The following is a 16,713-nucleotide window of genomic DNA, read 5'->3' as shown; positions in this document are numbered from 1 at the left end:
TTGGGCATGGTGGTATTGGTTTAAAATGCTTATTATATTACAGTTTTAACTATAAGTTTAGTCAGTTCTAAATTTGCGATAGCTACTGAATCTATGCCCAATTAACCAACACGCACTTAACTGATACCCATTTAACAAAGCCTGTTTATCAACAGGCTTTGTCATTAGACAGTTTATTTTATAGATTATTAATTATTACAATAGTTGATTAAGATAGCTGGTTAAATTTGGGTAGCTTACCATGGGGGTAAAATAACACCCGTCAAAGCATGATATTTTGATATTAGCGTCGACATTTGGCGGTGGGTTAACTGCTAAATCATGCGTTTTATGCTATAATTATTCCTTTTTACTATCCTAAAAATATTACGTCATCTGTGTTACTTTTCTAAAAGTTTTGATTGGGGTTTTTTGCAGCTTTTGGTCAAAATTGCGCATTGCTTTTAAACGCATGGTTGTTAACTTAGCTATCGCCTTGAAAAGTAAAATAAATAAGATGACTCGTATATTTAAGTAGCTTGATAAAAGGAGCGTGCATGTCCACCGATTCCGTTAGCCCGATTGGCATCGTCGATGAATTAAAACAATCTTATCTCGACTATGCCATGAGCGTAATTGTCTCCCGTGCTTTACCTGATGTGCGTGATGGGCTCAAACCTGTTCATCGCCGTGTGTTATACGCGATGCATGAATTATCAAACGACTTTAACAAACCTTACAAAAAATCGGCGCGTGTGGTCGGTGATGTTATCGGTAAATACCACCCACATGGCGATACTGCAGTGTATGACGCGATTGTGCGTTTGGCGCAGCCGTTCTCAATGCGCTATATGCTCATCGATGGTCAAGGTAATTTTGGCTCAGTGGATGATGACCCTGCCGCAGCGATGCGTTATACCGAAGTGCGCATGCAAAAACTTACTCACCAAATGCTGGGTGATTTGGATAAAGACACTGTGGATTGGGAGCCAAACTATGATGGTTCAGAGCAAATGCCAAGCGTCATGCCAGCCCGTATTCCAAATTTGCTTGTTAATGGTGCCACAGGCATTGCGGTGGGTATGGCGACCAATATGGCGCCACATAATCTGACCGAAGTGATTAATGCGTGTTTGGCGTATGCCGATGATCCGCACATCTCGGGTGAAATGCTTATGCAGCATATCACCGGTCCTGATTTCCCAACAGGCGGTATCATTTATGGCCGCTCAGGCATTGTCGATGCTTATCGCACCGGTAAAGGTCGCCTGCATTTGCGCGGCAAATATCACATCGAACCGATGAGTGAAACGGGCGCCAATAAAGAGCGTGAGCGTATTGTATTTACTGAAATTCCGTATCAAACCAATAAAGCAAAACTGATTGAAAAAATCGCAGAATTGGTACGCGATAAAAAACTTGAAGGCATTAGCGAGATTCGTGATGAGTCAGATAAAGATGGCATGCGTATCGCTATTGACTTAAGACGGGGTGAAAACGCGGAAGTCATCGTTAACAATCTATTTATCCAAACGCCTTTAGAATCGAGTTTTAGCATTAACATGGTTGCCTTAGATGAAGGTCAACCTAAAATCATGACGTTGCGTGATTTGATTGCCGCTTTTGTGCGTCACCGCCAAGAAGTTGTCACTCGCCGTACTATTTATGAGCTCAAAAAAGCGCAGGCGCGTGGTCATCTGCTAGAAGGGCTAACGATTGCCCTTGCCAACATTGATCGTATTATTGACACTATCAAGGCATCGGCAAACCGCCAAGAAGCCCGCGATAACTTACTGACCAATACTTGGCAGTCAGGTGGCGTGATTGCCATGTTAGAGGCAGCAGGCAGTCATTCGATTCGCCCCGATGTGATTGAAGGCGAAGACCTAAATGCCCCATATGGACTGATTGATGACAACCAACATTATCGTCTATCGCCTGACCAAGTCAATGCTATTCTGGATATGCAGCTGCACCGTTTAACAGGGCTAGAGCAAGACAAGCTACAGCAAGAATTCAAAGAAATCTTGGCACTCATTGCCCAATTACAAAGCATCTTGGATAACTTTGACCAATTAATGCAAGTAATCAAAGACGAATTAATCCAAATCCGTGATGACTTTGGCGATGCACGCAAAACCCAAATCGTCGATAGCCGCAGTGACTTTAGTCGTGCAGATTTGATTCCTGAACAGACCGTTGTGTTGACTGTTTCACGCACGGGCTATGCCAAAACCCAGCCTATCAGTGACTACATCGCCCAAAAACGCGGGGGTAAAGGAAAGTCAGCCACTGCCATGAAAGCAGACGATGTCATTGACCATATGGTGGTCACATCGACACACAACAATGTGATGATTTTTACCGATCGGGGTCGTGTGTTTGGGTTGCAAGTGTTTGAAGTGCCTATTGCCAGCCGTGGTTCGCGTGGCCGTCCGATGGTCAATTTGATTGCGCTCGATGCCGATGAAAAAGTCACCGCCATCTTACCTGTGACCGAAGACGACAAGCAAAATGACAATAGCTATGTGTTCTTTGCAACCGCATCGGGTATGGTAAAACGCGTCCAATTGTCACAATTTAAAAACCTTCGTGCCAACGGACTTCGCGCTGTTGAACTGAACGACGGCGATAACTTGATTGGCGTTGCCATTACCGATGGCGAGCAAGACATCATGTTATTCTCCAATGAAGGTAAAGCCATTCGCTTTAATGAAAGTAAAATCCGTGCGATGGGTCGTACCGCAAAAGGGGTACGCGGTATGCGGGTGACGCTACTGGCCAATCAAGGTATCGAAGACGAGGACGCCGAGCTTGAAGACGATAGCCAAGATGACCAAGACAATGACAGTGTCGTTGCGGTTAGCCGTGTGGTGTCGTTGGTTGTTGCCCCACAGCAGGGCGAGATTTTATGTGCTTGTGAGCGGGGCTTTGGCAAACGTACACCTGTCTCTGATTTCCCTGTCAAAGGTCGTGGCGGTAAAGGCATTATCGCCATCAAAACCACGGCGCGTAATGGTGAGCTGGTGCAGGCGTTAGCGGTAACCGATGCTGATGATATTGTGCTGATTTCTGATGCCGGCACGCTGGTGCGTACACCTGTCGGGCAAATCGCGCAAACAGGTCGTAATGCGCAAGGGGTCACCCTGATTCGTATTTCACAAGATGAATCATTGGTATCTATTGCTTTGGTTGAAGGCGGTAGCGAAGACGAGCTGGACGAAGATATTGTAGCGTCAGAATTGGCTGACAATATTGCGCAAGACAGCGCTGATTTACAAGACAGTGCGGATTTGCAAGACATCGAGTTGTCTGAAGCGCTGCAGCAAGATGGTTTACTAGAAGCCGATGCACAACAGCTAGATGACTAATTTGTAGCTTTGTTATTTGTAACCTCGCTTTATCAAACCAGCTTATCAATCAATAAGCTGGTTTTTTTTCGATCAATTCTACAATTTCGCAACAGCCAGCAAGTTTAAAGCCTTATAAAATTTGAAATTATCTTGTTCTAACAATCCTATTACATTAAAAGACGAGTATACCTATGTCAAAACTGCATCTACATCACCTTGAAAAATCACGTTCATTCCGAATTCTTTGGCTATTAGAGGAATTAGAACTGCCTTATCAGTTGACCAAGTACGAACGCCATCATGGTTTGGCACCCAAGTCTTTGCAAAAAATTCACCCGATGGGTAAGGCACCTATCCTGCAAGATAATGGAAAAACGCTGATTGAATCGGCCAATATCATTGAGTATTTGATTGATAACTATGACCAGTTAAGCGACCAGAAAGATGCACAGCCAATCTCACAACTGGTGCTGAATAAAAAATTTCGCCCAGATTATGGCAGTGAGGCGTATGAGCAGTATCGATATTGGCTGCATTTTACCGAAAGCTCGTTGATGCCCTTGCTTATTATCCGACTAATATTTGCTACCATGATAGAAAAATCACCGATAGGTATCAAGCAAGTGGCAAAATTACTCAAATCAGGGATAGACAAATCTTATCTGAATCATTCATTAACCGAACAGCTCAAAATGCTAGATAAGCATTTGGGTAGCAATGAATGGCTTGCTGGCAACCAATTTAGCGGCGCTGATATACAGCTTGAATTTGGCATAAACGCCATGCAAGAAACCCATAGTTTAGAGGCAAAATACGCCAATATTCACAATTGGTTAAAAAAATGCCAAGCTCGCCCAGCTTATCAAAAAGCGGTTGATAAGTGTTGATGATTGACTGTCAAGCGATTTAACGCTTTTATTGCTTTACTTTGTCGATAAATTTACTATATGGTCAGAAAAAATAGTTGTTTTTTTACCTTTATTTCATAGCTAAATACCTATCAAAAATTAGCGAAAATACTGAAACATTTTTTTTTATGTAAAATATTGCTATCGCTATTTATAACAATGTTTTGTGTCTAATAGTTGAATACTTTGAGTCGTTTACAACCTAGCTCCATTCTAGGTTATTTCCATGGATGGATGCCATTGCCAGAAGGAACGAAAAATGCAATATCAGTATTTTAAAGACCCTGATAGTCAAGAAACCCAAGAATGGCTTGACGCCTTTGATTCGGTGATCAAGTCAGTGGGAAAAAAACGTGCCACTTTTTTACTAAAAGCCATCTATGATAAGGCGGTACAAGAAGGATTACGCGTTAACCGTCTTGACACCGCTTACATCAACACTATTCCTGTAGAAGATCAACCCTCTTATCCCGGTGATTTAACCCTAGAGCGTAAAATTCGCGCTATCATTCGTTACAATGCGGTGGCGATGGTGATGCGTGCCAACAAAAATGACGACGACTTAGGCGGTCACTTAGCGACGTTTGCCTCTAGCGCAACGTTATACGAAACAGGTTTTAACCATTTTTGGCGTGCAGCGAGTGAAAGCTTTGGCGGTGATATGATTTATTATCAAGGTCATGGTTCGCCAGGGATGTATGCTCGCTCATTTTTAGAAGGTCGATTGACTGAAGAGCAGCTAACAAATTTTCGCCGTGAAGTAGGCGGCAAGGGGCTATCTAGCTACCCACACCCTTATTTGATGCCTGACTATTGGCAGTTCCCAACCGTGTCGATGGGTTTAGGCCCAATCATGTCGATTTATCACGCGCATGTGCACCAATATCTTGAAAATCGCGGCTTGATTCCAAAAGAAGGTCGCAAGATTTGGGCATTCTTGGGCGATGGGGAAACCGATGAGCCAGAGAGCTTAGGTGCTATCTCACTAGCCGGTCGCGAGAATCTAGAAAATCTGATTTGGGTAATTAACTGTAACTTACAGCGTCTAGATGGTCCGGTACGTGGTAACGGTAAAATCATCCAAGAGCTTGAATCCGTGTTTCGTGGTGCAGGCTGGCGAGTGATTAAAGTCATCTGGGGCGGTAAATGGGATACGCTACTAGACAAAGACCATACGGGCGCGCTCAAACATCGAATGCTTGAGACCCTCGATGGTGAATACCAAGTCTATAAAGCGCGTGATGGTAAATTTGTCCGTGATTATTTCTTTGGTAAATACCCAGAACTTGCCGAGATGGTCAAAGATTGGACTGACCAAGAAATCCAAAATTTAGACCGTGGTGGTCACGACCCAATGAAGGTGTATGCCGCATTTAGTGAAGCCATGAAAGCCAAAGGTCAGCCGACAGTGATTTTGGTTAAAACTGTCAAAGGTTATGGCTTATCTAACCAAAGCCAAGCGGTCAACAAAACCCACCAAATCAAAAAACTCGAAATTGATTCGTTAAAATACTTCCGTGACCGTTTTGATTTGCCATTTACCGATACGCAGCTTGAAGAATTGCCGTTTTATCGTCCTGATGAAAATTCTGCTGAAATCCAATACCTCAAAGGTCGCCGTCAAGCACTGGGCGGACATTTACCCAATCGCCGTAGTGGTCATATTCCACTCGATGTCCCAGGGTTAGAGATTTTTGATAAATTACTACAAGGTAGTGCGGGCAAAGAACAATCTACCACTATGGTATTTGTACGCTTGCTAGCGGCACTGCTAAAAAATAAAGCGCTGCAAGAGCGTGTAGTACCGATTGTGCCTGATGAAGCCCGTACTTTTGGTCTTGAAGGTATGTTCCGCCAATTGGGTATCTACTCGGCATCGGGTCAAAATTATACCCCTGAAGACCATGAAGCCTTGATGGGTTATAAAGAAGCCAAAGACGGTCACATGCTGGAAGAAGGCATTAATGAAGCGGGTGCGATGAGTACTTGGATTGCGTTAGCGACCAGTTATTCAACCAATGCGTTACCGATGATTCCTTTTTATATCTATTATTCGATGTTTGGTTTCCAACGCGTCGGTGATTTAGTTTGGGCCGCAGGGGATATGCAGGCGCAAGGCTTCTTGCTTGGCGGTACCGCAGGTCGTACTACACTCAATGGCGAAGGCTTACAGCACCAAGACGGTCATCAGTTGATTTTATTTAACACGGTGCCAAACTGTGTCACTTATGACCCATGTTATGGTTATGAGCTAGCGGTGATTGTACAAGATGGTCTGCGCCGTATGTATGGTGAAGGCGAACGGGTTTTCTATTATATTACCTTAATGAATGAAAACTACGAACAACCAGCGATGCCAACAGGGGTAGAAGAAGGCATCAAAAAAGGCATGTACTTGCTCAAAGACAATGGTTCAAAACAAGTGCAATTGCTAGGTTCAGGCGTAATTTTACGTGAGGTTGAAAAAGCCGCGCAAATTTTAGCTGAAGAATTCAATATCAATGCCAACGTGTGGAGTGTCACAAGCTTTAATGAACTCACTCGTGAAGGCATGGCATGTGATGAGTACAATCGTCTACACCCACTAGATGAACAGCGTACGCCTTGGGTTACTGAGCAACTTGCCCAGCATGAAGGGATTGTAGTCGCCGCCACCGACTATATGCGCATTTTCTCTGAGCAAATCCGCGCCTACCTACCAGACAGTCGACCGTATGCTACCTTAGGTACCGATGGTTTTGGTCGTTCGGATAGTCGCCGCCAATTACGTAGTTACTTTAAAGTGGATGCCGCCCATATTGTGGTGGCAACGCTCAAACTATTGGCAGATGAAGGTGAAGTTGATGCGCGTTTGGTCAAAGATGCGATTAGTAGCTTAGGTATTGATGCTGATGCTTCACCAGCTTGGTATCCTCAAGTACAAATCGACCATTCCCCAGATGCCCCAGCAATTTTAGGCGCGCATCCAAAACCTGTACCAACCTTGGTTGAAGAGGATGATGAAGCCATTTCAGCAGACGGCAAAGCAGAAGATAAAGCCGATGCGCCAATTCTTAACGACAAACCTGAATAATAGAAATCAATAGTAGGTAATCAGCCACGTATTAGCGGCTGATTACCCACTTAGTAGAAATAAAAATTTAAGGATAAACCCATGGAAATCAAAGTTCCCGACTTAGGCGTTGATAGCGCCGAAGTCAGCGAAATTATGGTCAAAGTCGGCGATGTCATCAATGTGGACGATAACATTGTCTTATTAGAATCTGACAAAGCCTCCGTAGAAGTACCTGCAACATCAGCAGGGACTATCACAGCAATTAGTCTTCAAATCGGTGATAAGGTCAAAGAAGGTGATGTGATTCTCACCATTGATAGTGCAGGCAATAGCCAATCCAACACTGCACCTGTAGAGCAACCTACGCAACAGACAGACCAACAAGCAGCCCAATCTCACGAAGCTAAAGAAGCTAACGCGACTTCATCGCAAGCGCCGTCTATGGCTGCGCCAAATCAATCACAGCCAACATCCGCATCAGCTGAAGCAACCTATACATTGCCAGATTTAGGGGTGGATACCGCAGAAATTAGTGAATGGTTAGTCAAAGAGGGCGATACTGTCACTGCTGAACAACCGCTGGTATTGGTCGAATCCGATAAAGCCTCGGTCGAAGTACCGGCACCTGTCAGTGGAAAAATTGTCAAATTTTTAGTCAATGCAGGTGATACGGTCGCCAATGGTCAGGACTTTATCGTGATGGCCTCCCAATCAGCTTCGCAACAGCCATTAGCCAGTGACCCATCAGAACAAGTCGCTAGTCAAGCCAATTCAGCTGCAAACCAAAATCAGCCACCCGCTCAAACGGTATCTGCGCCTCAATCATCCACACCCGCTGGTAAACAAACCTTTGGTTTGCCTGATTTAGGGGTAGAATCGGCACAGATTAGTGAATGGATGGTCAAAGTAGGCGATGAGATCACAGCAGAACAACCATTGTTATTGGTAGAATCCGATAAAGCCTCGGTGGAAGTCCCTTCGCCAGTCGCCGGTAAAGTGGTTGAATTACTGGTTAACGCTGGCGATACCGTCACCAATGGTCAAGACTTTGTTGTGATTGAAGCGGCGGGGTCAGTGCAATCAGCATCACAGCCGCAAGCGACCACCAATACTGCTCAGCAAGAAATCGCTAAAACGCAAAATACCGCGTCGACTTCAACTAATAGCGCTACCACAACAGCTATCCAGTCAAGTTCACAGTCAAAACTGTCTGAAGCACAAATTAATGCCAAAAACGCCGCGGTTTATGCAGGGCCTGCGGTGCGCAAACTTACGCGCCAATTGGGTGTTGATGTCAGTGAAGTGATTGGTACGGGCGCTAATGGGCGTATTGTCAAAGAAGACGTGTTTGCTTATGTCAAAAATACAATAAAAGCAGTTAGCACACCCGCAGCAGCAAATAATATATCTGCGCCATCAGCGGCTCGCGCAGGATTACCTAATTTACCCGATATGAGTAAAACGGAAATTTGGGGAGAAATTGAGCGCCAAGATTTGACCCGTCTACAAAAAGTCTCAATTCCGCAGCTTAATTACAATACCTATTTGCCACAAGTCACCCAGTTTGATTTGGCAGATATTACCGATGTTGAAAAATTGCGTGGCGACCTGAAAGATGAGATGAAAAAAGAAGGGGTGAGTTTAACCATTCTGGCTTTCATCATGAAAGTAACTGCTTATGCACTGATGCAACATCCAAAATTTAACAGCCATTTAAGCGATGACAATACCCAGATTATTATCCGTAAATCCGTGAATTTAGGCTTTGCTGTAGCCACCGAGGAGGGTTTGACAGTCCCTGTCATTCAACGTGTAGAGCAAAAAGGTATCAAACAACTAGCGATTGAAATCGGTGAACTTGCCAAAAAAGCACGTGATAAAAAACTATCTGCCAAAGAGTTAACCGGCGCGTCATTTACGATTTCAAGTCAAGGCAATCTTGGCGGTACTTACTTTACGCCGCTGGTCAATTGGCCACAAGTTGCGATTTTAGGCGTGAGTGAATCTAGCATTCAGCCACGTTGGAATGAGACTAAAGGCGAGTTTGAGCCACGTTTAATGCTACCTTTGTCATTATCGTATGACCACCGTGTGATCAATGGTGCGGACGCTGCAGTATTTACCCGCTATATTGCAAAATTACTAGCAGATCCACGCCGCGTGTTGTTATAAATTGCAGCGCAAAAAAACCTAGCGTGTCATGTGCATGCTGGGTTTTTTAATGCCCAAAAAAAGCCCTTAGTCAAAACTAAGGGCTTTATGAATGCCAACAAGCTTATTTTTCGGTTTTTGCTAAGAAGAACCAAGTATCCAACACCGAATCAGGGTTCAGTGAGACAGAAGTAATACCTTGTTCCATTAACCACATCGCTAGGTCTGGATGGTCAGAAGGACCTTGTCCGCAGATACCGATATACTTGCCTTGTGCGTTACAGGCATCAATAGCCATTTTAAGTAGTTTTTTAACCGCTGGGTCACGTTCATCAAATGATTGAGATACGATACCTGAATCACGGTCAAGACCAAGCGTTAACTGGGTTAAATCGTTTGAGCCGATTGAGAAACCATCGAAGTATTGTAAAAACTCTTCCGCCAATAAGGCATTGGTTGGCAACTCACACATCATGATGACGCGTAAACCGTTTTCACCGCGTTTAAGACCATTTTTCTCAAGCAGTTCTAGTACCTTACGCGCTTCTTCTGTCGTACGTACGAATGGAATCATGATTTCAACGTTGGTTAAGCCCATTTCATCGCGAACACGTTTTAATGCGCGACATTCTAATTCAAAGCAGTCACGGAAGTTTTCTGATACGTAACGGCTGGCACCACGGAAACCGAGCATTGGGTTTTCTTCAGATGGCTCGTATAGTTTACCGCCGATTAAGTTTGCATATTCATTCGATTTAAAGTCAGACATACGTACGATAACTTTCTTATCTTTGAATGCGACGGCTAGGGTTGAAATACCTTCAACCAATTTATCAACGTAGAAGTCAACCGGTGAAGCATAGCCTGCCATACGCTCTTGAATCGCTTGGACGATTTCGCGTGGGAGAGTATTCATGTTAAGCAGTGCCTTTGGATGCACACCAATCATACGGTTGATGATGAATTCTAACCGCGCCAGACCCACCCCTTCATTAGGGATTTGGGCAAATCCAAAGGCGCGGTCAGGGTTACCGACGTTCATCATAATTTTAAATGCCAAGTCTGGCATTGACTCAATTGAGTTGTTTTGGATTTCAAAGTCCAATTGACCTTCGTAGATATAACCGGTATCACCTTCTGCACAAGATACAGTGACTGCTTGACCATCGGTCAATAGGTCAGTGGCGTTACCACAACCCACGATGGCAGGGACACCCAATTCACGCGCGATAATTGCCGCGTGACAGGTACGACCACCACGGTTAGTGATGATAGCAGCGGCACGTTTCATGACGGGTTCCCAGTCTGGGTCAGTCATATCAGACACAAGGACGTCACCTTCTTGTACTTTATCCATTTCATGGATTGAATTGACCACGCGTACAGTACCTGCGCCGATACGTTGACCAATTGAACGACCTTCACAGATGACATCGCCTTTTTCTTTAAGGATGTAACGCTCCATGACGTTTTGACTTTCACGGCTTTTTACTGTCTCTGGACGGGCTTGCACAATGAACAATTTGCCACTGTCACCATCTTTTGCCCATTCGATATCCATCGCATGACCATAATGTTTTTCGATGATTAATGCTTGTTTGGCAAGTTCAACCAACTCTTCATTGCTCAGTGAAAATTGGTTGCGTTCCGCTTTGTCTACTGGGACTATTTTGACTGATTTGCCGGCTGAGTGCTCGTCTGCATAAACCATTTTTTGTTGTTTGCTGCCGAGGTTACGACGAATTACCGCAGGTTTGCCGGCATTTAATAAGGCTTTTGAAATGTAGAATTCGTCAGGGTTCACCGCACCTTGCACGACCATTTCACCCAAGCCATAGCTTGCGGTGATAAATACCACGTCATTAAAACCACTTTCGGTATCAATGGTGAACATCACACCTGAAGTGCCTGTCTCTGAGCGTACCATGCGTTGTACGCCAGCTGATAAGGCAACACCTGCGTGCTCAAAACCTTTGTGAACGCGGTAAGCGATGGCGCGGTCATTGTATAAAGAAGCAAAGACTTCTTTAATAGCAATCAAGATATTGTCAATACCACGGATATTGAGGAAAGTTTCTTGTTGACCGGCAAATGAGGCGTCTGGTAAATCTTCAGCAGTCGCTGATGAACGAACTGCAACAGCGATGTCCTCGCCTTGGCTCATTTCGGCAAAGGCATCACGGATTTCTTGCTCCAAATCTTTAGGCAACTCTTGCTCAATAATCATGTCACGGATTTTCTTGCCTGTGGCAGTCAATGCCGCAACATCATCCACGTCCAGACCTTGAAGCGCGGCTTTGATTTTGTCTTGAAGACCTGTACCGATTAAGAATTTGTTAAAAGCTTCAGACGTTGTTGCAAAGCCACCTGGTACGCTTACCCCTAAATCTGTTAGGTGACTAATCATTTCACCTAATGAAGCGTTTTTACCGCCTACTTTGTCAATGTCGTTTTTGCCTAACTTGTCGAGTGAGATAACTTGTGCGTTCAAGGTGATAACTCCGTGAAATAAAGATTATTTTGAAAAGATTATAACGGTATTTCGTAGAAAATTCATCTTAAAAAATGATTTTCTAGCAAAAAATTTATAATTTTAAAAAAACTGTCAGCGATCAACAATTCAACTAAAATTTTGCTGGGATATCTTTGAGTTTAAGGGGAGAAAAAACGTAGATAAGCCTTCAATGACAATAACTGATGGCTAATTAAGGCAAATTAAGCATCGATTTGTTAGATTAAAGCCTACAAGTCACGTATAATAACAAACTCTCGACCTGTAAGACAAACGCCTGTAAGACAAATGCCTGTAAGACAAACGATAGTGTCTGCACTGATAACGACATTAATAGAGGACATTCACTGCCAAAAACGCAGTTAATGTGTGAGGTTGACCATCAGTATGAGTTTAAACCAGTATTAATTTAAATTAGTATGGACGCTTCTTGTCATTTTTTTGGATAATTTTTCATGACCATTGAGCAAATCAAAGCCACGATTCAAAATAAAGACGCCTTAAATTTTGCAAATTCGCAGTCGTTGCGAAGTGTGTTTTTTATCTCCGATGGTACTGCGATTACGTCTGAAACCCTAGGTCGCTCTATTTTAAGCCAATTTCCCACGGTACCATTTGAGACTCGGGTTATTCCTTATGTTGATACCCTCGATCGCGCCGATGAAGCGGTCAATCAAATCAATCTTGCCCACCAGCGTGATGGGGTAAAGCCGTTAGTCTTTGATACCATCGTTGATCCTGTGATTCGTGAACGAATCAATGGCGCAGATGCCTTTAACTTAGATATTTATGAAGGTTTAATTAGTAAAATTGCCGATGAAATCAAAGTGCAACCTGCACCGCATGCCGGTCATGCCCATGGGGATGTCGATTCTGAGAACTATAAATCACGTATCGATGCGGTGCATTTTGCTTTAGACAATGATGATGGCGCGCGCACCACCCATTATGATGCGGCAGATATTATTTTGATTGGGGTGTCACGTTCGGGTAAAACGCCTACCTCTTTATACCTAGCGTTGCAATTTGGTATTCGTGCGGCGAATTATCCGTTGACTGAAGATGATTTATATGAAAATTCGTTGCCCAAAGCGTTAAAGCCCTACCGTGACAAACTGTTTGGTTTGGTGATTGACACCGATCGTCTGGTAAAAATTCGTAACGAGCGCCGTGCAGGTAGCCGCTATGCAAGTTACCAGCAATGTCAGCAGGAATTACGCGCCATTCAAGGTATTTATATTTCTCAAGGGATTCCAAATATTGATGTATCAACCATGTCGATTGAAGAAATCGCGACGCGTATTTTACAGATGACGGGGTTAAAACGTCGAATTGGTTAATGTAATCTCTTAACATACGGTTAATTTATCGTATTTTATATTTAATTTAAAAATTTTTTATTCATTATCTTTTTTATTCATTATCAAGGCTTAAAATATGGGAGCTAATATGCCAAAAAAACGGATTAATGACAAAGTTACTCAAATTCCCCCTACAAACAATGAAAACGAAAACATCTGTGATTCCAACACACAGTCAATTATTGAGCCCCAAGAAAATATTACCGAAATTTTGGCAAAACCAACCAAAACTGAAATTTCGGATTCTGATAAAAAAGCCAATACCGTCAGTATCAGTGAAGACGATGATAAGGTCAAACATTTTGATGATGCATCGGTGCATTTTGATTTAATTAGCCCGCTAGATAACACCCGTATCAATTTAAAGCGTTACAAGCGTCAAGATTCAGTTAGCCATGCCTATGATTATGATGCGATTGTGATTGGCGCAGGACCTGCGGGTGAAGCAGCAGCGATGAAAATCGCCAAATCTGGACAAAAAGTTGCCGTGATTGATCCACGCAAACAAGTGGGCGGTAACTGTACGCACGTAGGCACGATTCCAAGTAAAGCATTGCGTCAGTCAGTGTTTAATATTATCGGTAATCGCCGCGATCCTATCTTAAACCAAGGCATCGACTATCACCAGATTCCACTTAATAAAGTATTAACCAAAGCGCGCGAAGTGGTGCGTAATCAGGTAGAAACGCATACCCGTTTTTATGAGCGCAATCAAATTGACTTAATCAATGGTTGGGCAAGTTTTAAAGATACCCATACCATTCATGTTGATATGAGTGATGGTACCGAGCAAGACATTACCTTTGAACAAGCCATTATTACCGTGGGTAGCCGTCCTTATCGCCCTGATTTGTTAGATTTTAGCCATCCTCGTGTGTTTGATTCTGATAAAATCCTGCAAATGGATTATGTGGTACAGCGCATTATTATTTATGGTGCGGGCGTGATTGGCTGTGAGTATGCGTCTATTTTTACCGGTCTTGGCTATAAAGTAGATTTGATTAATACCCAAGAGCAGTTGCTTAGCTATCTGGATGATGAGATTTCTGACGCATTGTCGCATGACTTTAGACAATTTGGCGTATTGATTCGCAACAAAGAAGAAATCGAACGGCTAGAAACTTATGATGACTGCGTAATTTTATACCTAAAAAGTGGTAAACGCATCAAATCAGATGCTATTTTATGGTCAAACGGTCGCTCAGGTAATACCGACAGTCTCAACCTTGCCGCCATCGGACTCACCGCAAACAGCCGTGGTCAACTCAAAGTCAATGAACATTACCAAACCGATATCCCAAATATTTATGCAGCAGGGGATGTGATTGGCTGGCCATCGCTTGCATCGGCAGCTTATGACCAAGGACGCTGCGCCGCTGCTTATATGGTAGGCGATGAAAATGCACAACCTGTTCGCAGTGTGCCAACAGGTATTTATACCATTCCTGAAATTTCAAGTATTGGTAAAAACGAACAAGAATTAACCGCCGAAAAAGTGCCGTACGAAGTCGGTCAAGCTTTCTTTAAACACCTTGCCCGCGCACAAATCATCGGTGAGCGTAGTGGGGTGTTAAAAATACTGTTTCACCGTGAAACCTTAGAGATTTTAGGTATCCATTGTTATGGCAATCACGCCTCTGAGATTATTCATATCGGACAAGCAGTGATGGAAAGTAAAGGCGGCAATACGCTAGAATACTTTGTCAATACCACCTTTAACTACCCAACGATGGCAGAAGCCTATCGCGTTGCTGCACTCAATGGTCTTAATCGGGTGTTTTAATGGCGCAGATTAATGTAAAGCTACAACCCCAGTACGTAAAATTACAACCGCAGTTGCAACAAGCGCTCTCTGAGTTAAAGTTGCAGCTATCGGATGAGCAGCAATTACAGCTCCTGTACTATCTACAGCAGCTGTTATTTTGGAATAAAGCGTATAATTTGACCGCTATCAAAGATGACCAACAAGCGTTAATCAAACATATCTTTGATAGTTTATCGATTGTGCCATTTTTGCCAGCCGGTGATTTGCTAGATATTGGGACGGGTGCGGGTTTGCCAGCGGTGATAGTTGCTATTTGTCAGCCACAACGTGCGGTGACAGCGCTTGATAGTAACCAAAAGAAAATTCGCTTTATCAAACAGGTCGCCAGTGAACTGGGGTTAAAAAATCTAACGCCGGTTGCCAGTCGTATTGAAGCGCATGCAGGTAGTTATCAAGTGATTACCTCAAGGGCGTTTGCATCACTGGTGGATTTTGTCACCCATAGTCAAAGCAAATTGGCAGACAATGGTATCATTTGTGCCATGAAGGGGGTTGAACCTGTTGACGAGATTCAAGCCCTTCAAAATGAGTGGCAAATTAACACCCAAGTGTTAACCGTGCCAAAGCTCTATGAATCACGCCACTTGATTTATTTGCAAAGATAAACACCCCATTTCAGCCAGTTTTACCGGTATTAGGGTTTGAAAAACTGGCTGTTTTTGACTACAATTTTCAACCTTTTTATCAACACATTGCGAGACAGTTCATGGATATTTTAGCCATTGCTAATCAAAAAGGTGGGGTGGGCAAAACCACCACCGCGGTTAATTTGGCAAGTGCACTGGCACATCGCCGCAAAAAAGTTTTACTGATTGATTTGGATGCCCAAGGCAATGCGACTACGGCATCAGGGCTGGATAAACGCGAGTTAGAGTACAGTATCGCTGATGTGCTATTAGATGATTTGCCAATCCATGAGGCGATTGTCAAAACCCCGAATGGGTTTGATATTGTCGGTGCCAACAATGAATTGTCAGGCAGTGATTTGCATTTAAGTCAAAAGCCTGAAAACCATGCAATTTTGTCAAAAGCCATGCAGCAGCTTGCTGATATGCCTGCCAAAAACGGCCGCGCGCCGAAACCTTATGATTTTATAGTAATTGACTGCGCCCCGAGTTTAAGTTTACTTACCATTAATGCAATGTGTGCCACATCAGGGGTGATTATCCCGATGCAATGTGAATATTTTGCATTGGAAGGATTGGCAGATTTATCGCAAACCATTGAGCGTTTGAAGTCGCTAAACCCAAACTTGCATATCCGCGGTGTGTTAAGAACCATGTTTGACCCGCGCAACACCTTGGCAAATGATGTCTCTATGGAATTGATCGAGCATTTTGGTCCGATTTTATTTAATACCATCATTCCCCGTAATATTCGTCTAGCAGAAGCCCCTGCGCACGGCATTCCTGCGCTTGATTACGAGATGAATTCAAAAGGCTCACAAGCCTATATTCGCCTTGCCAATGAAATTATCAAGCAAAGTCGCCAATTCCAACTTGCCTAGCTTAAGCTGTTTGGGCACTTTCTTTGTTAATTTGTTGGCGAGTGCGCACTGGCAAAAGCAAT

Annotated in this window: 9 protein-coding genes; 8 read left to right on the top strand and 1 reads right to left on the bottom strand. The window is 43.6% G+C overall.

All coding sequences use genetic code 11. The features are described 5' to 3' along the window. The first annotated feature begins 536 nt into the window (after positions 1-536). From gyrA to RTP55_RS09695, 4 genes are all read left to right on the top strand, one after another. Positions 537-3,350: a DNA gyrase subunit A gene (gene gyrA, locus RTP55_RS09710; protein ID WP_312385811.1), complete on the top strand. Its 2,814-nt coding sequence runs from the start codon at positions 537-539 to the stop codon at positions 3,348-3,350. A gap of 173 nt (positions 3,351-3,523) precedes the next feature. Next, positions 3,524-4,219: a glutathione S-transferase gene (locus RTP55_RS09705; RefSeq protein WP_312385810.1), complete on the top strand. Its 696-nt coding sequence runs from the start codon at positions 3,524-3,526 to the stop codon at positions 4,217-4,219. Positions 4,220-4,499: 280 nt separating this feature from the next. Then, the gene (gene aceE, locus RTP55_RS09700; RefSeq protein ID WP_312176111.1) at positions 4,500-7,313 is read left to right on the top strand and encodes a pyruvate dehydrogenase (acetyl-transferring), homodimeric type; all 2,814 of its coding nucleotides are present in this window, start codon (positions 4,500-4,502) and stop codon (positions 7,311-7,313) included. An 81-nt stretch (positions 7,314-7,394) separates the two neighbouring features. After that, positions 7,395-9,467 carry a 2-oxo acid dehydrogenase subunit E2 gene (locus RTP55_RS09695; RefSeq protein WP_312385809.1) on the top strand — a complete coding sequence of 691 codons (2,073 nt, stop codon included), beginning with the start codon at positions 7,395-7,397 and terminating at the stop codon, positions 9,465-9,467. A 103-nt stretch (positions 9,468-9,570) separates the two neighbouring features. Here RTP55_RS09695 and ppsA read toward each other — a convergent pair whose 3' ends face one another. After that, complete coding sequence (gene ppsA / locus RTP55_RS09690) at positions 9,571-11,937, bottom strand: phosphoenolpyruvate synthase (RefSeq protein WP_312385807.1); 2,367 nt, start codon at positions 11,935-11,937, stop codon at positions 9,571-9,573. 476 nt (positions 11,938-12,413) lie between these two features. Between ppsA and ppsR the strand changes: the two genes are divergently transcribed. From ppsR to RTP55_RS09670, 4 genes are all read left to right on the top strand, one after another. After that, the gene (gene ppsR, locus RTP55_RS09685; protein ID WP_227716755.1) at positions 12,414-13,298 is read left to right on the top strand and encodes a posphoenolpyruvate synthetase regulatory kinase/phosphorylase PpsR; all 885 of its coding nucleotides are present in this window, start codon (positions 12,414-12,416) and stop codon (positions 13,296-13,298) included. A gap of 109 nt (positions 13,299-13,407) precedes the next feature. After that, complete coding sequence (sthA, locus tag RTP55_RS09680) at positions 13,408-15,102, top strand: Si-specific NAD(P)(+) transhydrogenase (protein ID WP_312385803.1); 1,695 nt, start codon at positions 13,408-13,410, stop codon at positions 15,100-15,102. Beyond that, positions 15,102-15,749 (top strand): 16S rRNA (guanine(527)-N(7))-methyltransferase RsmG, encoded by a 648-nt coding sequence (gene rsmG, locus RTP55_RS09675; RefSeq protein WP_203171884.1) that lies wholly within the window; start codon positions 15,102-15,104, stop codon positions 15,747-15,749. The genes sthA and rsmG overlap by 1 nt, the downstream gene beginning before the upstream one ends. A gap of 101 nt (positions 15,750-15,850) precedes the next feature. Continuing rightward, on the top strand, positions 15,851-16,651 hold the full coding sequence (locus RTP55_RS09670; protein ID WP_203171885.1) for a ParA family protein: 801 nt from the start codon (positions 15,851-15,853) through the stop codon (positions 16,649-16,651). The last annotated feature ends 62 nt before the right edge of the window (positions 16,652-16,713 follow it).

It is taken from the genome of Moraxella sp. CTOTU47579 (genome assembly GCF_032004885.1).
Lineage (GTDB): Bacteria > Pseudomonadota > Gammaproteobacteria > Pseudomonadales > Moraxellaceae > Faucicola > Faucicola tetraodonis.
Note: the sequence above shows the minus strand (reverse complement) of the source record. Positions and strands in the feature narration are given on the sequence as shown.

Coding starts and splice junctions, on each gene's coding strand:
- gyrA (WP_312385811.1), top strand. CDS start 537: ATGTCCACCGATTCCGTTAGCCCGATTGGCATCGTCGATGAATTAAAA.
- RTP55_RS09705 (WP_312385810.1), top strand. CDS start 3,524: ATGTCAAAACTGCATCTACATCACCTTGAAAAATCACGTTCATTCCGA.
- aceE (WP_312176111.1), top strand. CDS start 4,500: ATGCAATATCAGTATTTTAAAGACCCTGATAGTCAAGAAACCCAAGAA.
- RTP55_RS09695 (WP_312385809.1), top strand. CDS start 7,395: ATGGAAATCAAAGTTCCCGACTTAGGCGTTGATAGCGCCGAAGTCAGC.
- ppsR (WP_227716755.1), top strand. CDS start 12,414: ATGACCATTGAGCAAATCAAAGCCACGATTCAAAATAAAGACGCCTTA.
- sthA (WP_312385803.1), top strand. CDS start 13,408: ATGCCAAAAAAACGGATTAATGACAAAGTTACTCAAATTCCCCCTACA.
- rsmG (WP_203171884.1), top strand. CDS start 15,102: ATGGCGCAGATTAATGTAAAGCTACAACCCCAGTACGTAAAATTACAA.
- RTP55_RS09670 (WP_203171885.1), top strand. CDS start 15,851: ATGGATATTTTAGCCATTGCTAATCAAAAAGGTGGGGTGGGCAAAACC.